The organism is Citrobacter sp. R-1.5.2, assembly GCF_035064245.1.
In the GTDB taxonomy this organism is placed as follows: Bacteria; Pseudomonadota; Gammaproteobacteria; order Enterobacterales; family Enterobacteriaceae; genus Citrobacter.
The window spans coordinates 465,904-485,291 of record NZ_JASEYC010000002.1; the positions used below are offsets into that span (position 1 = coordinate 465,904).

Here is a 19,388-nt window from a genome sequence, read left to right on the forward strand (position 1 = left end):
ATGAAAAAATTGTTACTCGTTGTCCTGTTATTGCTGGTTGTGCTGGGCATTGCCGCGGGAGTGGGAATGTGGAAAGTTCGCCATCTGGCGGACAGTAAGTTATTGATCAAAGAAGAGACTATTTTTACGCTAAAAGCGGGGACGGGCCGTCTGGCGCTGGGGGAACAACTGTATACGGACAAGGTTATTAATCGTCCGCGGGTATTCCAGTGGTTGTTACGTGTTGAACCCGATCTTTCGCATTTTAAAGCCGGAACCTACCGTTTAACGCCTGATATGACCGTACGCGAGATGCTGCAATTGCTGGAAAGCGGCAAAGAAGCACAGTTTCCGTTACGTCTGGTCGAGGGGATGCGCCTGAGCGATTACCTGAAACAATTGCGCGATGCGCCGTATATCAAGCATACGCTGAGCGATGATAGCTACGAAACCGTCGCCAGGGCATTGAAGCTGGAAAACCCGGAATGGGTGGAAGGCTGGTTCTGGCCAGATACCTGGATGTATACCGCGAATACTACCGATGTGGCGTTGCTGAAGCGTGCGAATCAAAAGATGGTTAAAGCCGTGGATACGGTCTGGGAAGGGCGCGCTGATGGCCTGCCGTATAAAGACAAAAATCAACTGGTGACGATGGCCTCAATTATTGAGAAAGAGACCGCTGTTGCCAGCGAGCGTGACCAGGTGGCCTCAGTCTTTATTAACCGCTTACGTATCGGTATGCGCTTACAGACCGATCCGACCGTGATTTACGGTATGGGGGCACGGTATAATGGTAAATTGTCGCGTGCAGATCTGGAAATGCCGACCGCCTATAACACTTATACCATCACAGGTTTGCCGCCGGGTCCGATTGCCATGCCTGGTGAGGCTTCGCTGCAGGCGGCCGCACATCCGGCAAAGACCCCGTATCTCTATTTCGTGGCTGACGGTAAAGGCGGGCACACGTTTAACACTAATCTTGTCAGCCACAACCGCTCCGTGCAGGATTATCTGAAAGTGCTTAAGGAAAAAAATGGGCAGTAATTACATCGTCATCGAGGGCCTGGAAGGTGCCGGAAAAACCACTGCGCGTGACGTAGTGGTCGAGACACTTGAGCAGCTTGGGATTCGCGACATGGTATTTACCCGCGAACCCGGTGGGACCCAGCTTGCGGAGAAATTAAGAAGTCTGGTGCTGGACATCAAATCGGTCGGCGATGAAGTGATTACCGATAAAGCCGAAGTCCTGATGTTTTATGCCGCGCGCGTACAGCTGGTTGAAACCGTGATTAAGCCAGCGCTGGCAAAAGGCCGCTGGGTTATTGGCGATCGTCACGATCTGTCGACTCAGGCCTATCAGGGCGGCGGCCGTGGCATCGATCAAAACATGCTGGCAACACTGCGTGATGCCGTGCTCGGCGATTTTCGCCCTGACCTGACCCTGTATCTGGATGTGACACCCGAGGTAGGGTTAAAACGTGCTCGAGCACGTGGTGAACTGGATCGTATTGAACAGGAGTCTTTCGATTTCTTCAATCGCACCCGCGCACGCTACCTTGAACTGGCTGCCAAAGACGCCAGTATTCGTACGATTGATGCAACACAGCCGCTTGATGTCGTGATGGAGGATATCCGCAATACCATCACCGAGTGGGTGAAGGAGCAGGGCGCATGAAATGGTATCCATGGTTACGACCAGATTTTGAAAAACTGGTAGCCAGCTACCAGGCGGGTCGTGGTCACCATGCGCTACTGATTCAGGCGTTACCCGGAATGGGTGACGACGCGCTGATTTACGCTCTTAGCCGCTATTTAATGTGCCAGCAGCCGGAAGGACACAAAAGCTGCGGGCACTGCCGTGGCTGTCAGTTGATGCAGGCAGGTACACACCCTGACTACTATTCGCTGCTGCCAGAAAAAGGAAAAAGTACGCTGGGTGTTGATGCGGTACGTGAAGTCAGTGAGAAGCTCTACGAGCACTCACGGCTGGGAGGGGCAAAGGTGGTATGGATCCCCGATGCTGCTCAGTTGACCGATGCGGCAGCCAATGCTTTGCTGAAAACGCTGGAAGAGCCACCGGCACAGACCTGGTTTTTCCTCGCCAGCACAGAGCCGGCAAGATTATTGGCGACGCTACGCAGCCGCTGTCGGTTACATCATCTTGCTCCCCCGCCTGAATCGTATGCCATTTCCTGGCTTGCCCGCGAAGTGACGGCATCTCAGGAGGCGCTACTGAGCGCATTACGGCTGAGTGCCGGGTCGCCCGGAGCGGCATTAACGTTGCTACAAGCTGAAAGCTGGGCGCACCGGACTGACTTCTGTGTGGCACTGGCGAACACATTGCAATCCGGCGACTGGTATATCCTGTTGGCGGCACTTAATCATGAGCAAGCTGCGACCCGTTTACACTGGCTGGCAACGTTGTTTACAGATGCCCTCAAACGCCCGTATGGTGTGGCCCATTTAACCAATCCTGACGCTCTGGCGTTGATATCGTCAATCGCTGAGCGGTTATCCGTTGCGCAGATACAGGCGATACTCGGTGATGTTTGTCACTGTCGTCAGCAATTGCTAAATGTGACCGGCGTAAACCGTGAACTGGTATTAACCGATCTTATTCTCCGTACTGAGCATTATCTGCAACCAGGCACCATACTGCCTGTTCCCCATCTTTGAGAGAGACATTATGTTCTTAGTCGACTCACACTGCCATCTTGATGGTCTGGATTATCAATCTCTGCATAAGGACGTGGATGACGTGCTGGCGAAAGCGGCCGCGCGTGATGTGAAGTTCTGTCTTGCTGTTGCCACCACACTACCAGGATACCGCAGTATGCGCGAACTGGTTGGTGAGCGTGACAATGTGGTTTTCTCATGTGGTGTTCATCCGCTAAACCAGGATGAAACCTATGAGGTCGAGGATTTGCGTCGTTTTGCCGCCGAAGAGGGCGTCGTTGCGATGGGTGAAACGGGGTTAGACTATTTTTACACTCCGGAAACTAAAGTTCGCCAGCAGGAATCATTCATCCACCATATCCAGATTGGCCGTGAGTTACACAAGCCAGTTATCGTTCATACCCGCGATGCGCGTGCCGATACGCTGTCGATTCTGCGCGAAGAAAAAGTGACGGATTGTGGCGGCGTACTACACTGTTTTACAGAGGACAGGGAAACTGCGGGTAAATTGCTGGATCTCGGATTTTATATTTCATTTTCTGGCATCGTCACGTTCCGCAATGCCGAACAGCTCCGTGATGCCGCGCGTTATGTTCCTCTGGATCGTTTGTTGGTTGAGACTGATTCCCCATACCTTGCGCCTGTACCGCATCGCGGAAAAGAGAATCAGCCCGCCATGGTTCGTGATGTCGCAGAGTACATGGCCGTATTGAAAGGTGTTGCCGTTGAAGAACTGGCGCAAATCACCACAGATAACTTTGCCCGCCTGTTTCACATCGACGCTTCTCGCCTGCAATCAGTCCGCTAACTGAGTTTTTTTAAAGCTCGTAATTAATAAATAAAGCGAGTAAAGTTCACCGCCACAAAATGGGCGGTGAATAACCAGTTGGAAACATTCAGATACTCATTTTATCAGAATGTGCGAGTTTTTCGGCCATCCACAGCTGAATTGTGATAGCCGTCAAACAAAAATGAACTGAATTATTTTACTCTGTGTAATAAATAAAGGGTACTTAGATGCCCTGTCCACGGCGAGGTTCTCCCCCCTCGCCAATGCGTGAGAACGTAGAAATACACAATATCATGCAAGCTTGCGTCAAGACGGCAAGTGAGTGAATCGCCAGGAGCTTACGTGGGTAAGCCACTGGGGTAAATGAACGCAGCCAGCGCCGAGGCGGCTTGCAGGATGAAGTGTATAAAAGCACAAATACTCAGGAGCACTCCTAATTATGTTTAAGAATGCATTTGCTAACCTGCAAAAGGTCGGTAAATCGCTGATGCTGCCGGTATCCGTACTCCCGATTGCAGGTATCCTGCTGGGTGTCGGTTCCGCTAACTTCAGCTGGCTGCCAGCCGTTGTATCGCACGTAATGGCAGAAGCAGGCGGTTCTGTTTTTGCGAACATGCCGCTGATTTTCGCTATCGGTGTTGCGTTAGGCTTCACCAACAACGACGGCGTATCTGCTCTGGCATCAGTTGTTGCCTACGGCATCATGGTCAAGACCATGGCTGTTGTTGCGCCGTTGGTTCTGCATTTACCTGCTGAAGAGATCACAGCGAAACACCTGGCAGATACGGGTGTTCTCGGGGGGATTATCTCCGGTGCGATCGCAGCGTATATGTTCAACCGCTTCTACCGAATCAAATTGCCTGAGTACCTCGGCTTCTTTGCCGGTAAGCGCTTCGTTCCTATTATTTCTGGTCTGGCCGCCATCTTCACCGGTGTGGTCCTGTCCTTCATTTGGCCGCCGATCGGTACTGCTATTCAGACGTTCTCCCAGTGGGCGGCGTACCAGAACCCAGTTGTCGCATTCGGTATCTATGGTTTCATCGAACGCTGCCTGGTGCCGTTTGGTCTGCACCATATCTGGAACGTTCCATTCCAGATGCAGATCGGTGAATACACCAACGCTGCGGGTCAGGTATTCCACGGCGACATCCCTCGCTATATGGCAGGTGACCCAACTGCGGGCAAACTGTCTGGTGGCTTCCTGTTTAAAATGTACGGTCTGCCTGCTGCTGCTATTGCAATCTGGCACTCTGCTAAACCGGAAAACCGCGCGAAAGTGGGCGGTATCATGATCTCCGCTGCGTTGACCTCGTTCCTGACCGGTATTACCGAGCCGATCGAGTTCTCCTTCATGTTCGTGGCACCGATCCTGTACATCATCCACGCGATTCTGGCTGGTCTGGCATTCCCAATCTGTATTCTGCTGGGTATGCGCGACGGTACATCGTTCTCCCACGGTCTGATCGACTTTATCGTTCTGTCCGGTAACAGCAGCAAGTTGTGGTTGTTCCCGATTGTCGGTATCGGTTATGCGATCGTGTACTACACCATTTTCCGTGTGTTGATTAAAGCGCTGGACCTGAAAACTCCGGGTCGTGAAGATGCGACTGAAGACAACAAAGCGGGCGCGACTGGCGAAATGGCTCCGGCCCTGGTTGCCGCGTTCGGTGGTAAAGAAAACATCACTAACCTCGATGCGTGCATCACGCGTCTGCGCGTCAGCGTTGCTGACGTTGCCAAAGTGGATCAGGCTGGCCTGAAGAAACTGGGTGCGGCAGGCGTTGTGGTTGCGGGCTCTGGTGTTCAGGCGATTTTCGGTACCAAGTCCGATAACCTGAAAACTGAAATGGATGAGTACATCCGTAACAGCTAAGCAGTAAGAAGTTGGGGAGAACTAAGGCAGCCTGCGGGCTGCCTTTTTTATGTTTTAATTAGCTTGAACGCGAATCGGCGCCGTTGCAGCGAACAGCCATGGGCGCGCGTCGCTGCCCACGCGTGGCGATAGCGTTTCTCTTACCTGTTGATGATAATCATCAATCCACTGTTTCTCTGCATCACTCAGCAGATGCAATTCCACAAGGTTCAGATCGATGGGGACCAGTGTCAAGGTAGAGAAGCGGCAAAAACCGGGTCGGCTATTGATAATCTCCACCTGATTTTCAATGCGGATGCCATATTGTCCAGCCAGATAATAACCGGGTTCGATGGTGATAATGTTACCCGCCACCAAAGGCCAGGGATTTACTTTTTTTGCAATTCGATGGGGTTGTTCATGGATCAGTAGCTGGTGGCCTACACCGTGTCCTGTGCCGTGGTCAAAATCCAGACCCAACTCCCAAAGCGCCCGGCGGCTAAACGCATCCAATTGATGACCCTGCGTGCCGCTGGGGAATTGCAATGAGATCAGTGATAAAAACCCTTTCAGCACGGCGGTGTAATGCAGTCGTCGCTGCGGATCCTGTGGACCAAAGGCGAGTGTTCTTGTTGTATCCGTAGTACCATTTTTATACTGGCCGCCGGAATCATTCAGATACATTGCCTGTGTGGTGATGGGCGTATTTGTTTTCTCACTGGAATGGTAATGGCACATCGCCGCATTGCTGGCAGAGGCGGAAATAGTACTGAAACTTTGTTCTATAAATCCTGGCTGCTGCTGGCGAAACGCCAGCTGTTTGGCCTGTGCTTCCAGTTCAGTGACAGGATTACCTGCTGCCTCGCGCAGCGGGACCTCATGCGCCAGCCAGGCCAGAAAGTTTACCCATGCGGCACCATCCTGTTCATGGCATTCCCGATACCCTGACAGTTCAACATCATTTTTATGCGCTTTAATTAATGTGATGGGATCGGGGGCCCAGAGAACCTCTCCCCCGTTTTGCTCAATGGCGAACCGCAGCGCGACTGGCGCATAGTCTTTATCAACCAGGAAACGCTTACCTTGGGCAAGTTGCTGGCAGCGTGGGAGAAAGTTCTCTTGTGGGGCCAGCGTGACCGTCTCCAGCAATGATGCAGGCAGTTGCTGCGTCTTATTATTATCAACAAACCACTCCAGTTCGCCGCTGCGATGGAGCAGGGCAAACGAAAAAGGAACCGGAACCATCGCAAGATCGGCTCCACGTACATTGAGTAGCCATGCGATGTTATCCGGTAGCGTGATCGCCAGCACGTCGGCCTGATGCTGAGTCAGTTGCTCCACTATTCGTACGCGCTTATGCGCGCTACTTTCACCGCTTATCTCAATGGGCATTTCACGAATAACACCACAGGGGGCAGCTGGACGGTCGAGCCAGATCTGGTCGAAGGGATCGCGTTCCATCGGAACCAGTTTGCAGTGAGTAGCCGACAGTGCTTCAAATTGACTGTTGACCATCAGCAGAGGTTCAAAGCCGATACGCGCACCAGAGGTGACGTAAGCCTGCAGATAGTCGGCCAGAGGTTCATCGTGCAAATGATGGATTTCAAAATCATCGAGAGAGACTTCGTTACGCACCTGGACCTGATAGCGCCCATCGACAAACATCAGCGCGCGATCGCGAAGTACCAATGCAAGACCAGCGGAACCGCTAAAGCCGGTGAGCCAGGCCAGTTTATTGTCGTGCAGTGTGCAATCTTCGCTCTGATGAGCATCGGCACGGGGGACAATCATGCCATCCAGTCCCTGAGCTAATAGCAGACTGCGCAGGGCGGAAAGGGGAGTTGAGTTGTGCATAGTTACCTTCAGGCCTTAACGGAACGGCGGTTCGTTGAATGTACGTAATTTGCGGGAATGCAGCCGGTCGCCTTCAGCACGCAGTCGGTCGATAGCCCGGATGCCAATTTGCAAGTGCTCAGAAATAGCCCCTTCATAAAAACGGTTGGCCTGACCTGGCAGTTTGATCTCGCCATGCAGTGGCTTGTCGGAAACACACAGCAACGTGCCATAAGGGACGCGGAAGCGGTAGCCCTGGGCTGCAATGGTGGCACTCTCCATATCAATAGCGACGGCACGACTGAGGTTAAAACGCAGCGCAGAAGCGGAATAGCGTAATTCCCAGTTACGATCGTCGGTGGTGACGACGGTGCCGGTACGTAGCCGCTGTTTAACCTCTTCACCCGACATGCCGCTGACTTCTTTGGTGGCGTCATACAGTGCGCGCTGAACTTCGGCGATGCTGGGAATCGGAATATCCGGCGGCAGCACGGCATCCAGTACATGGTCGTCGCGCAGATAGGCATGAGCCAGAACATAATCACCAATTGCCTGACTTTCGCGCAGGCCACCACAGTGGCCAATCATCAACCAGACGTCAGGACGTAGCACGGCCAGATGATCGCAAATGGTTTTGGCGTTAGAGGGGCCGACGCCGATATTAACCAGCGTGATCCCCTGACCGTCGGCGGTAATTAAATTCCAGGCAGGCATCTGGTGTTTTTTCCACGCCAGATCGGAGATGGCCTCTTCCGGTGCTTCAGTTTCTGCAGTGATCCAGATCCCCCCTGCGCATGACAGCGCAATATAGGGACTGTCCGGGTCAAGGATTTGACTACAGCCCCAACGGACGAATTCATCCACGTAGCGGGTGTAGTTGGTGAACAGCACGAAGGGCTGAAAATGCTCAACCGGTGTTCCTGTGTAATGACGCAGGCGCGCCAGAGAAAAATCGACCCGACGGGCGTCGAAGTGCGACAGCGGAGAAAACTCTGCCGGATGGTAGGTACCATCTGCCGTTTCGTCACCAATTTGTGAGAGTTCGGTAGTAGGGAAATGGCGCGTTAACCCGGCACTCATCGAGCGGTCGAGCGTGAGTTCAGAACCGTCAATTACATACGGATAGGGGATTTCATGCTGTGATGGCTCGACGGAAATATGCGCATCATAATCCTGATACAGCAGCGTCAGTTGTTCTTCAAGATAAGGGCGAAAAAGCGACGGGCGGGTGATGGTCGTGGTATAGCAGCCTGCATGGGTAAAACGTCCGTATGCGCGCGTTTTCGGTGGGTTTGTGGCACTGCCATCCCAGGTGACACAAAGCGATGGGTAAACAAAAAGACCGTTTTGGCGGGCGGTGTCGTCAGGGAGCGTCCCTGTTTCAATATACTTACCAATGGCACTACGCAGAGCCTTTACCGACTGCTCATACAGCGCGTCCAGTTTATCCAGTGCCTGAGCGGGTGTCAGGCTGGAGCCCTTATTGTTCATGTCTGTCTCCTTGTTCCACAAATGTACTGCTCTCCCGATAGTATGTCACAGGAATGTGAAACAAAAGTCAGACGTTGAGGAAGATTATGCGAAGACCCGATGGCCTTCGCATAAAGGTTTACGCGTGTTGCTTATCTCTCATCAGCATTGCGGTGACGGCCGAAATAAGGCATCCGGCCATCAGGTAAATGGCAACGCTGTGCCAGTCGCCGCCGGAGAAAGTCACTAATGCAGCGGCAATAAAAGGCGTAAAACCACCGCCGACAACGCTGGCAACCTGATAGCCCACGCCCGCGCCACTGTAGCGATAGCTTGCGCCAAACAGGCCGGTAAACATAGGCTGCTGTACGCAGACCACCATATCGTGCGCAATGTTGGCCAACATAATCGCGAAGAACACTATCCAGAAGATGGACTGCGCTTCCAGGGCCATGAAGAACGGGAAGGCGCTGAGTGTACCGACCAGTGCTCCGGTAATATAAACGCGCCGACGGCCAAAGCGATCGGCAAGCCAGGCAAAGCAGGGGATGGTCAAACAACTCAGCCCACCAACCAGTAACCCGATATTCAGAAACAGTTCGCGCGGCAGCCCCAGGTTTTGTGTGGAGTAGTTGAGAGCAAACGCGGTGACGATGTACATCGTCAGGAGCTCACACAGACGCAGGGCGATAATTTTCAGAAATGCCCCTGGGTGACGGGTGAGTGCCTCGATAACCGGCAGTCGCTTTTTCACCGGTTGGGGTTCCTGTTTTTGCTGTTCAAATTCAGCCGATTCATCCATTCTGTTGCGCATCCACAGCGCGCCCAGAACCAGCACAATGCTGAACAGGAACGGAATACGCCAGCCCCAGCTCAGGAACTGCTCATCGGTTGTTTGCGAGCTAATCAACGAGACCAGCCCCGTAGAGAGCAGTAGCCCGACGCCGTAACCGACCTGAACGCCGCTACTGTAGAAAGCTTTTTTATTTTTCGGGGCACTTTCAACAGAGAGTAACGCCGCGCCACCCCACTCGCCGCCGACGGCGAAACCCTGAATGGCACGTAGCGTCACCAGCAGGACAGGTGCCCACCAGCCGATGGTGTCGAAAGAGGGAATGATACCAATCAGTGCAGTTGCAATCCCCATCATCCAGACGGTAAGCATCAACATTCGTTTGCGGCCCAGGCGATCGCCAAAGTGGCCGAAGATGATTCCGCCTAGTGGGCGGAACAGAAACCCGACACCAAAGGTGGCGAAGGCAGCGAGCGTCCCCATTGCTGGGCTAACCTGCGGAAAAAATTCGCGGTTGAATACCAGCGCGGCGGTGATGCCATAAAGCAGAAAGTCATACCAGTCGACCACGGCACCCGCGAAGCTGCCGAGTGCGGCGCGTCGGGCACGGTTAAGCGATGAGGTGTCCTGCTGGGGACCCGTGGAGGTGAGGGTGGAATCCATAGTTATCCTGTCTGTACTGTTTTTTAATTATTAGTATTGGAGTTAGGTTACGCACATTGCAGTCGAGATATAAACGATTGTAATGAGACTACCGCGACAGACGAGAAGATAAAACGATTTTATCCCTTACAAGAGGGCAAGATGAAAAATAAGACGATTGAAGAAATTAATAAGCAAAAAGCCTGCTTAGTTTCCTAAGCAGGCTTCTTAAATTTGGCTCCTCTGACTGGACTCGAACCAGTGACATACGGATTAACAGTCCGCCGTTCTACCGACTGAACTACAGAGGAATCGTGTGAACGAGGCGCATATTAGCGGGGGCGATGGGGGTTGTCAAAGGGGTAAATGAAATTGTGTGTTCGTTTGCTGACAAATTCAACAAAGCGGCGATCTTTCATGCTTTTTAGGCATTTGCCCCATTCTGGTGCGTGTCTACCTCTTGTGGGGCAGTCCGGGAAAAGGCGGAATCAGGAGAGGCTATCCCTTTCCTGCGCCATCCCTTACTTAACGGGAGCTTAACATTAAATACTCGTCTACAGATGAAACTGGCAAGTATCTTGCAATCCTGAGTTTCATGACTGCCAGCATGGGTTCTGGTATTCCGACAGGAGGCAAAATGAACTTCAGACGACTGAAATACTTCGTGAAAATCGTCGATATTGGTAGCCTGACCCAGGCAGCGGAAGTATTGCATATCGCTCAGCCCGCGCTGAGCCAGCAGGTTGCTACGCTGGAGGGGGAACTGGATCAACAGTTGTTGATCCGCACTAAACGCGGGGTGACGCCGACGGAGGCGGGGAAAGTGTTGTATACGCACGCCCGGACGATATTACGTCAGTGTGAACAGGCACAGCTTGCGGTCAATAATGTAGGGCAGACCCTGAGTGGACACGTCTCTATTGGCCTGGCACCTGGCACTGCAGCATCATCAATTACCATGCCGTTATTACAGACCGTTCGCGCCGAGCTGCCCGATGTACTGGTCTATTTGCATGAAAACAGCGGGGCGGTGCTGAACGATAAATTGCTCAGTGGTCAATTAGATATGGCGGTGCTCTACGAGCGCTCGCCGATCGCGGGTATTTCCAGTCAACCGTTACTCAAAGAGGATCTTTTCCTGGTGGGGACGCGTGAATGTCCTGGGCCAAGTGTCGATTTAACGGCAGTCGCGCAGATGAATTTGTTTCTGCCACGGGATTACAGTGCGGTTCGCCTCCGTGTTGACGAAGCCTTCTCACTGCGCCGCTTAACGGCCAAAGTAATAGGTGAAATTGATTCTATCTCTACCCTAACGGCCGCGATTGCCAGCGGTATGGGGGTGACGGTTTTGCCTGAATCAGCAGCCCGGGCATTATGTCATGCAGCGAATGGCTGGATGGCGCGGATTACAACGCCCTCAATGAATCTGCCCCTCTCGCTTAATATGTCAGCCAGAGGCAGTTTGACACCACAGGCTCAGGCGGTGAAAGAAATTCTGTTGTCGCTGGTTAGCCGTCCGGCTCTGGACAATCGTGAGCTACAGTTGGTGAGTTAAACCTTATTCCAGCCAGGAATAAGATGCAGGTTTTTATTATTTGTTATGCCGGGCATCAGACTTTAACAATAGCGTAATGTCTGATGTACCCGGAGCGAAAAGTGAATTTCCAGCAACTTAAAATAATCCGCGAGGCGGCCCGCCAGGATTACAACCTGACGGAAGTCGCGAATATTCTTTATACCTCGCAGTCGGGGGTAAGTCGGCATATTCGCGAACTTGAAGATGAACTTGGCATCGAAATTTTTATTCGCCGTGGTAAGCGTTTACTTGGCATGACCGAACCGGGGAAGGCGCTGCTGGTGATCGCTGAACGTATTCTTAATGAAGCCAGCAATGTTCGCCGACTGGCGGACCTGTTTACCAATGACACGTCTGGTGTGCTGACCATTGCGACCACACACACACAGGCCCGCTATAGCCTGCCTGCGGTGATCAAAGCATTTCGTGAACTCTTCCCGGAGGTTCGCCTGGAGCTTATCCAGGGGACACCGCAAGAAATTGACGTTCTTCTGCAAAATGGTGGCGCTGACATTGGTATTGCCAGTGAACGACTCAGCAGCGATCCGCTGTTGGTGGCGTTTCCCTGGTTTCGTTGGCAGCACAGCCTGCTCGTTCCACATGATCATCCATTAGTTAAGGCTTCCCCGCTTACGCTTGAGTCTATTGCTCACTGGCCGCTCATTACCTATCGGCAGGGTATTACGGGGCGCTCACGTATTGATGAGGCATTTGCGCGTAAAGGGTTGGTGCCGGATATTATCCTCAGTGCACAGGACTCGGATGTGATTAAAACGTATGTAGCGCTGGGGCTGGGAATCGGGCTGGTGGCGGAGCAATCCAGTGGCGAGCAGGAGGAGGGGACGTTAACTCGCCTTGATACCCGGCATTTATTTGATGCGAACACCGTTTGGCTGGGGCTCAAACGTGGTCAGTTGCAGCGCAATTACGTCTGGCGATTCATCGAGCTATGCAACGCAGGTTTATCTGTGGAAGAGATTAAACGCCAGGCAATGGAGCCTGATGAAGTGATGATTGATTATCAGATATAAAGCAAAAAGCCTGCTTAGTTTCCTAAGCAGGCTTTTTAAATTTGGCTCCTCTGACTGGACTCGAACCAGTGACATACGGATTAACAGTCCGCCGTTCTACCGACTGAACTACAGAGGAATCGTGTGAACGAGGCGCATATTACTGACCTCACCATGACGTGTCAACAGTAAAATTAACACGCCATATCAATTGGTTAATTAATCTTCAAATTCAGTATTAATGCACATTTGATGAGCGAAAATGGTCTTCTTCCTGGCTATCGCGCAACCGAAGCATTGGGTTCTGGCGATAGAACTGGAAAAAGCGTTGCCACAATGCCGGGAAACGTGGTGCAAACAACTCGGGGGCGCTGAAGAAATACTCGGATAATACCGCAAAGCATTCTGCAGGATCGGTTGCTGCGTAGGCATCTATACTGCAGGCCGTTTCACCCACTAGATCGATTTCATCCTGGATATTGTTCATCGCGGCATGGAGATCGTGCTCCCAGTTCGCAATTTCCCTCAGCGGGATAGCCGGAACGCCGCTGGCGCGATCGCCATTACGCATATCAAGTTTATGTGCCACTTCATGAATAATCAGATTAAAGCCGGAAGCATCGAAGGAGTCCTGTATATCAAGCCAGTTCAGGATCACAGGACCCTGTTGCCAGCTTTGGCCTGACTGAATAATCCGTTGATTGTGCACCAGCCCAATATCATCTTCCCATTCGTCATCCACGACAAACGGGGCAGGGTAAATGAGGACTTCATGAAAACCATCAAGCCACTCGATGCCTAATTCCAGAACAGGCAAACAGAAAAGCAGAGCAATTCGTGCACTTTTTAGTGCGTCCAGTTCAAATCCTTGTAGTGCAACCAATCTTTTTTGCTGTAAAAAACGCTCGGCCAGGGCAATAAGCCTGGCTTGTTCTTGTTCAGTAAGATTCACCAGAAGAGGAATTGCCAGGGCATCATCCCAGGGCCAGTCATCATTCCGGGCTGTTTCTTGCTCTTTCCAGGGCCACTTAATCATCGTTTTGCTCGCAAACTCGTCACTTGAACGAAATTGACGGAACTGGGTCTGTTAAAATGCCAAATTACCTGGCATCATGGCAACCACCAGAACGGAGAGATGCCAGAGCGGCTGAATGGACCGGTCTCGAAAACCGGAGTAGGGGCAACTCTACCGGGGGTTCAAATCCCCCTCTCTCCGCCACTATTCAAACACTTGCACGCCTTGCTTTCAACGTCAGCAGCTACAGATGTTTTTTTCTTTGAGTATCCTCACAAGTTTGTCAGTCTATTGCCTTCGCGACATAAAAATCCGCTTCAAATAAACAAAAAGCCCGCTTCATATGAAGCAGGCCTGATACGTCTTGTGCAAAATTAGAACTGGTAGACTAAACCAACGGCAACAATATCGTCGGTTGCGATGCCATTGCTTTCATAGAAGCTGTCATCTTCATCCAGCAGGTTGATTTTGTAATCAACGTAGGTGGACATATTTTTGTTGAAGTAATAAGTCACACCGACATCAACATATTTTACCAGGTCTTTGTCAACGTAACGCCAATTACCATGGCTGACTCTCTGACCGCCTAAATCACTGCCTTTGGACTGCAGATAAGATACGGACGGACGCAGACCGTAATCGAACTGGTACTGAGCCACAACTTCAAAGTTTTGCGTTTTGTTTGCGATACCGCCTTTATCAACATCGTCACCAGCAGCATTTTTATAAGTACCTTTGCCGTATGCAGTCATATTGCGGGTTTCTGCATACATCGCAGCCAGGTAGATATCATTGGCATCATATTTCGCACCGATGGTCCAGGCATCAGCTTTGTCACCGCCAGCATAGCTGTTACGGCTATTAATGCCATCGTTGTAACCGCGGGCGACCTGATTATCGGTACGGTCAGATGAAGAATACGCCGCACCCAGGCTTAAACCGAAGTCGAAGTCATAGGAGGTGGACATACCGAACCCGTCGCCGTTTTCACGAGCCAGTTTACGGTTTGCACTATTACCAGTACCCTCCTGATTGCTCCAGATGTCACCTTCATTTTCATTATTACCCTGGTACTGCAGAGCGAAGTTCAGACCGTCAACCAGACCAAAGAAGCCGTGGTTACGATAAGTGGCAACACCGTTGGTACGGCCTGTCATATAAACGTCGGTCTGGGTGTAGGTATCGCCACCGAATTCTGGCAGCATATCGGTCCACGCTTCTACATCGTATACCACGCCATAGTTACGACCGTAATCGAAGGTGCCATATTCGCCAAAGCCTAAACCAGCGAAGCCCAGACGAGTCCAGGAGTTTGCGCCTTCACCTTCGGTGCTGTTGGCCTGAACGTTATATTCCCACTGGCCGTAACCCGTCAGCATGTTATTGATCTGAGTTTCGCCTTTGAAGCCAACACGAACGTAAGTCTGGTCGCCATCATTGCTCGCGTCATCAGAGAAATAATGTAAGCCATCTACTTTACCGTACAGATCTAATTTATTGCCGTTCTTATTATAGATTTCAGCTGCATTTGCAGCGCCGGCCGCTAATAAGGCGGGGACAATAATTGCCAGTACTTTTCTTTTCATTATGTATTTCCTTATGATAATAATTTATATGAATATGTAGTGCATCCAAAAAACTACATTTTGATACTATCTATGAAGTTCATTTAATTTTAAATATAACGTGTAACAATTATATATAAAGAATTTCAAAATGTTTCTATAACGGCTTTTTATAATGCAGTGAGTATGATTAATTAAATTTCATTTTTATTATAAATGTATGTTTATCATCACTTTATGGATTTTGCTTATATATACATATAAATATATTAAATTGGCGTAATTTATGTGTTTTGGATGGTGTGTGTAATTAACGGGTGGTTTGGTTGTTTGAATTGACAACTGACGGACTCTTATATCAAAAGAGATTGAAACATTTATAATAATGGTGAATCTGAGACTGGCAGTGGTCTGTGATGAAAATTGTTGCTAAGGTGGTTCTCTTTCTGCACAGAGAATAAGCGTGAAACTACAATACTGGCAGTCACAATTTGAAGCATGGCTGCGTGAGAAGCATTCAGGGCAAGATGCCGCCCATGACATCTTTCATTTTCGCCGCGTGTGGATGACATCGCAAAAGCTGAGCACTGCTGCAGGTATTGACTGGCTGGTCGTACTGACTGCGTGTTATTTCCACGATCTTGTCAGCTTACCGAAAAATCATCCGGAACGTCATCGTTCATCGGTACTGGCCGCACAGGAAACCTGTCGCGTACTGTCACAGGACTTTCCTGAATTTCCTCAGGATCGGCTACATGCGGTGAGTCATGCTATCGCTGCGCATAGTTTTAGCGCAAAAATTACGCCCACGACCCTTGAAGCCAAAATCGTTCAGGATGCCGATCGACTTGAGGCGCTCGGTGCCATCGGTCTGGCGCGTGTGTTTGCCGTTTCTGGCTCGCTGGGTGTGGCATTGTTTGACGCGGAGGATCCGTTTGCCCGGCAGCGCAACCTGGATGATAAACAGTACGCGCTCGATCATTTCCAGACCAAACTGCTGACGTTGCCACTGACAATGCAAACCGAACAAGGGCGGCATCTGGCGCAGCATAATGCTGACTTCTTACTGACGTATATGGCGAAACTCAGCGCAGAATTAAAAGGAGAATATGAGATGTTGGATTTTGCGGCGATTCAACCCCTTAAAGCATATCAGTAGTCGTCATTGCTGAAACGTCAATTGCACCAATTTATGTTAACCTGTCGACTATCCATTTCGGCCGGTTAAACGTATGCAGGATAATTTTTCAGTAGCAGGCTCCATGAAACCAATGACAGATGATACCGGAGTTACCGTTCAGGTGATTTTGGCTAAGTTGCTTGAAATATATGATGTGAAAACGCTGGTTGCTCATCTCAATGGCGTCGGCGAAAACCACTGGAGCCCGGCCATCTTTAAGCGTGTGGTCGCCAATGAAACATGGCATCGCCTTAGCGATCGTGAGTTTGCTCACCTGTATTCTTTACTCCCGACGCCGCCTGCACACCATCCGCATTATGCCTTTCGGTTTATCGACCTTTTTGCCGGAATAGGCGGGATTCGCCGTGGTTTCGAAGCGATAGGTGGGCAGTGCGTGTTCACCAGTGAATGGAACAAACATGCTGTTCGCACCTATAAAGCGAACAATTATTGCTCTCCTGAGCAGCACCATTTTAATGAAGATATTCGCGATATCACCCTCAGCCATCATGAGGGGGTGAGTGACGAGCAGGCTGCTGAGCATATTCGTCAACACGTTCCCGAGCATGATGTCCTGCTGGCCGGCTTCCCTTGCCAGCCATTTTCTCTGGCGGGGGTATCAAAGAAAAACGCGTTAGGACGCGCCCACGGTTTTGCCTGCGATACGCAAGGCACACTTTTTTTTGACGTGGTGCGAATTATCGACGCGCGGCGACCGGCTATATTTGTGCTCGAAAACGTCAAAAATCTGAAGAGTCATGACCAGGGAAAAACCTTTCGTATCATCATGCAAACGCTGGATGAACTGGGCTACGACGTGGCAGATGCAGCAGATAATGGCCCGGATGACCCGAAGATTATCGATGGGCAACATTTTTTACCCCAGCATCGTGAACGTATTGTGCTCGTCGGTTTTCGGCGGGATCTGAACCTGAAGTCAGACTTTACGTTGCGTGATATTGTCAGCCGCTACCCTCATCGCCGAACAACGCTCGCAGAGCTGCTTGAACCGACCGTTGATGCAAAATATGTGCTGACACCGGTTCTGTGGAAATACCTGTATCGTTATGCGAAAAAGCATCAGGCACGGGGCAATGGATTTGGTTACGGTATGGTCTATCCCGGCAACCCCGATAGCGTAACGCGCACATTATCCGCACGTTACTATAAGGATGGGGCAGAAATTTTGATAGACCGTGGCTGGGATATGGCGCTGGGTGAACAGGATTTCGATGATCCTGCCAATCAGCGACATCGCCCTCGTCGATTAACACCAAGAGAGTGTGCGCGCCTGATGGGGTTTGAGTCTCCTCAGGGTTACCAGTTTCGCATTCCGGTATCCGATACCCAGGCTTACCGCCAGTTCGGTAATTCGGTGGTCGTCCCGGCATTTGCGGCGGTAGCCAAACTGCTGGAGCCGAAGATCAAACAGGCTGTTGCGCTACGCGAGAAAGAACAGCAGCATGGCAGACGTTCACGATAAGGCGACACGCAGTAAAAATATGCGGGCGATAGGGACCCGCGATACGGCGATCGAAAAACGCCTGGCCGACATCCTGACGGAGCAGGGGGTAACGTTTCGCGTGCAGGATGCAACGTTGCCCGGTCGACCCGATTTTGTGGTGGATGATTATCGCTGTGTTCTCTTTACCCACGGCTGTTTCTGGCATCAGCACAATTGTTACCTCTTTAAAGTTCCGGCAACCCGCACGGCGTTCTGGCTGGAGAAGATAGGAAAAAACGTGGTACGTGATAAGCGGGACTGCGAAAAATTGCAGTCGTTGGGATGGCGAGTCTTGATTGTCTGGGAATGCGCCCTGCGTGGGCGTGAGAAACTGGGTGACGAGGCACTGTCTGAGCGGGTTATCGAATGGATCTGCGGCGGCGGAGCCACCGCGCAGATCGACTCTCAGGGCATTCATTTACTGTAATGATTTTTCCGATGGGGTTGCGACCGCGTCCGCTTTAACAGGGAATAAGTATTTTCCTAGCGTCACCAATACCACGGCAAAAACAATGACCCCGAGTGCCAGCCACTCAATCAACGCCAGGCTTTCACCTCCCAGGCCCGTACCTAACAGAACCGCCACCACCGGGTTGACGTAGGCATAGCTGGTGGCCAAAGCCGGGCTTACATTACGAATAAGGAACATATAAGCGTTAATCGCAATAATTGAGCCGAACAGAGCGAGGTATGCCACCGCCATAAAACCGGAGAAGGTTGGCATCGCGGTCAGCTTTTCTCCACAGAGCAGCGATGCGCACATCAGCACAATACCCGCGGCTAACATTTCAATAGCACCGGCCATCATGCCAACGGGCAAGGTAATGCGTGAGCCGTACACGGAGCCAAACGCCCAGCTCATTGAACCAATCAGGATTAGTACCGCCCCCCAGGGATTACCACTTAAGTTACTCCCGCTGTTAAGCATGATGATCCCGGCGAGCCCAATTGCGATCCCTATCCATTCCAGTTTGCGTGTTTTGATGCCAAAAAAGTGACTAAAGCACAGGGTAAACAGCGGGACGGTAGCAACCACCACAGCGGCAATGCCGGAAGGGACGTTTTGATGTTCTGCGACGGTAACGAGGCCATTGCCTACCGCCAATAGCAGGATACCAATCAGTGCAGCATTCAGGAGCGGGCGCAGTGGTGGCAGCTTATGTCCGCGAATAAGTAAGAATGCGGTTAATAAAATGCCTGCAGAGAGAAAGCGCACGCCAGCCATCATCAACGGCGGCCAACTTTCAACACCAATGCGAATAACGAAGTACGTGGAACCCCAGATGATGTACAGCGCGAAGAGCGCACTGAAAAGTGGTAACAATTGCCTGAAACGCATAATCCCTCACGGTGGAAATAAAAAGGTGCAACATAGTAAACGTCAAAACTATCATGCTGGCGAGATTTATAATTGCCTGCCGTTGTTAAATATTTGTTGACCAGAAAGGTCAGTTTCAGCATGGCGTGTTTTACTTCATACTTATGACTGCAAAAAAATAATAT

16 protein-coding genes and 3 tRNA genes are annotated in these 19,388 nt (G+C 51.1%); 11 read left to right on the forward strand and 8 right to left on the reverse strand.

The window, feature by feature from the left end:
* The 5 genes from yceG to ptsG all read left to right on the forward strand — a co-directional run bounded on the left by yceG (nt 1) and on the right by ptsG (nt 5,318).
* Nucleotides 1–1,023, forward strand: coding sequence for a cell division protein YceG (gene yceG, locus QMN38_RS06195; RefSeq protein WP_271456772.1), 1,023 nt, complete (start codon nt 1–3; stop codon nt 1,021–1,023).
* The gene (tmk, locus tag QMN38_RS06200) at nt 1,013–1,654 is read left to right on the forward strand and encodes a dTMP kinase (protein WP_271441744.1); all 642 of its coding nucleotides are present in this window, start codon (nt 1,013–1,015) and stop codon (nt 1,652–1,654) included. The genes yceG and tmk overlap by 11 nt, the downstream gene beginning before the upstream one ends.
* Nucleotides 1,651–2,655 carry a DNA polymerase III subunit delta' gene (gene holB, locus QMN38_RS06205; protein ID WP_271450144.1) on the forward strand — a complete coding sequence of 335 codons (1,005 nt, stop codon included), beginning with the start codon at nt 1,651–1,653 and terminating at the stop codon, nt 2,653–2,655. The genes tmk and holB overlap by 4 nt, the downstream gene beginning before the upstream one ends.
* A gap of 10 nt (nt 2,656–2,665) precedes the next feature.
* Nucleotides 2,666–3,463, forward strand: coding sequence for a metal-dependent hydrolase (locus tag QMN38_RS06210; protein WP_323604709.1), 798 nt, complete (start codon nt 2,666–2,668; stop codon nt 3,461–3,463).
* Between the two features lie 421 nt (nt 3,464–3,884).
* The gene (gene ptsG / locus QMN38_RS06215; RefSeq protein ID WP_137383018.1) at nt 3,885–5,318 is read left to right on the forward strand and encodes a PTS glucose transporter subunit IIBC; all 1,434 of its coding nucleotides are present in this window, start codon (nt 3,885–3,887) and stop codon (nt 5,316–5,318) included.
* 54 nt (nt 5,319–5,372) lie between these two features.
* Here the strand turns inward: ptsG and QMN38_RS06220 are convergent, their stop codons facing one another.
* The 4 genes from QMN38_RS06220 to QMN38_RS06235 all read right to left on the reverse strand — a co-directional run bounded on the left by QMN38_RS06220 (nt 5,373) and on the right by QMN38_RS06235 (nt 10,346).
* The gene (locus QMN38_RS06220; RefSeq protein WP_323604710.1) at nt 5,373–7,151 is read right to left on the reverse strand and encodes an aminopeptidase P family protein; all 1,779 of its coding nucleotides are present in this window, start codon (nt 7,149–7,151) and stop codon (nt 5,373–5,375) included.
* Nucleotides 7,152–7,166: 15 nt separating this feature from the next.
* A complete protein-coding gene (locus QMN38_RS06225) occupies nt 7,167–8,621 on the reverse strand; it encodes an AMP nucleosidase (protein ID WP_323604711.1) in 1,455 nt (484 codons plus the stop codon).
* A 118-nt stretch (nt 8,622–8,739) separates the two neighbouring features.
* Entirely contained in the window at nt 8,740–10,056 is a 1,317-nt protein-coding gene (shiA, locus tag QMN38_RS06230) for a shikimate transporter (RefSeq protein WP_271454559.1), read from the reverse strand.
* Nucleotides 10,057–10,270: 214 nt separating this feature from the next.
* Nucleotides 10,271–10,346, reverse strand: a tRNA-Asn gene (locus QMN38_RS06235).
* A gap of 326 nt (nt 10,347–10,672) precedes the next feature.
* Here QMN38_RS06235 and nac point away from each other — a divergent pair.
* Both nac and cbl read left to right on the forward strand, forming a co-directional pair.
* Nucleotides 10,673–11,590 (forward strand): nitrogen assimilation transcriptional regulator NAC, encoded by a 918-nt coding sequence (gene nac / locus QMN38_RS06240; protein ID WP_271441749.1) that lies wholly within the window; start codon nt 10,673–10,675, stop codon nt 11,588–11,590.
* A gap of 101 nt (nt 11,591–11,691) precedes the next feature.
* Complete coding sequence (cbl, locus tag QMN38_RS06245; RefSeq protein WP_005127780.1) at nt 11,692–12,642, forward strand: HTH-type transcriptional regulator Cbl; 951 nt, start codon at nt 11,692–11,694, stop codon at nt 12,640–12,642.
* A gap of 42 nt (nt 12,643–12,684) precedes the next feature.
* Here cbl and QMN38_RS06250 read toward each other — a convergent pair.
* Together QMN38_RS06250 and mtfA are read right to left on the reverse strand one after the other, a co-directional pair.
* Nucleotides 12,685–12,760: transfer RNA gene (locus QMN38_RS06250), tRNA-Asn, on the reverse strand.
* A 99-nt stretch (nt 12,761–12,859) separates the two neighbouring features.
* Nucleotides 12,860–13,657: a DgsA anti-repressor MtfA gene (gene mtfA, locus QMN38_RS06255; RefSeq protein WP_121584795.1), complete on the reverse strand. Its 798-nt coding sequence runs from the start codon at nt 13,655–13,657 to the stop codon at nt 12,860–12,862.
* A gap of 93 nt (nt 13,658–13,750) precedes the next feature.
* Between mtfA and QMN38_RS06260 the strand changes: the two genes are divergently transcribed.
* A tRNA-Ser gene (locus QMN38_RS06260) sits at nt 13,751–13,840 on the forward strand.
* Nucleotides 13,841–14,010: 170 nt separating this feature from the next.
* Here QMN38_RS06260 and ompC read toward each other — a convergent pair.
* Nucleotides 14,011–15,222 (reverse strand): porin OmpC, encoded by a 1,212-nt coding sequence (gene ompC, locus QMN38_RS06265; protein WP_323604712.1) that lies wholly within the window; start codon nt 15,220–15,222, stop codon nt 14,011–14,013.
* 442 nt (nt 15,223–15,664) lie between these two features.
* On the opposite strand from ompC, the gene QMN38_RS06270 reads away from it, so the two are divergent.
* From QMN38_RS06270 to QMN38_RS06280, 3 genes are all read left to right on the forward strand, one after another.
* Nucleotides 15,665–16,360, forward strand: a complete 696-nt coding sequence (locus tag QMN38_RS06270; protein WP_271454264.1) for a phosphohydrolase — start codon at nt 15,665–15,667, stop codon at nt 16,358–16,360.
* A gap of 73 nt (nt 16,361–16,433) precedes the next feature.
* On the forward strand, nt 16,434–17,864 hold the full coding sequence (locus QMN38_RS06275; RefSeq protein WP_416348254.1) for a DNA cytosine methyltransferase: 1,431 nt from the start codon (nt 16,434–16,436) through the stop codon (nt 17,862–17,864).
* Nucleotides 17,845–18,312 carry a very short patch repair endonuclease gene (locus tag QMN38_RS06280; RefSeq protein WP_271442397.1) on the forward strand — a complete coding sequence of 156 codons (468 nt, stop codon included), beginning with the start codon at nt 17,845–17,847 and terminating at the stop codon, nt 18,310–18,312. The genes QMN38_RS06275 and QMN38_RS06280 overlap by 20 nt, the downstream gene beginning before the upstream one ends.
* Here the strand turns inward: QMN38_RS06280 and yedA are convergent.
* Complete coding sequence (gene yedA / locus QMN38_RS06285) at nt 18,304–19,224, reverse strand: drug/metabolite exporter YedA (protein WP_323604713.1); 921 nt, start codon at nt 19,222–19,224, stop codon at nt 18,304–18,306. The genes QMN38_RS06280 and yedA overlap by 9 nt on opposite strands.
* Between the last annotated feature and the right edge of the window lie 164 nt (nt 19,225–19,388).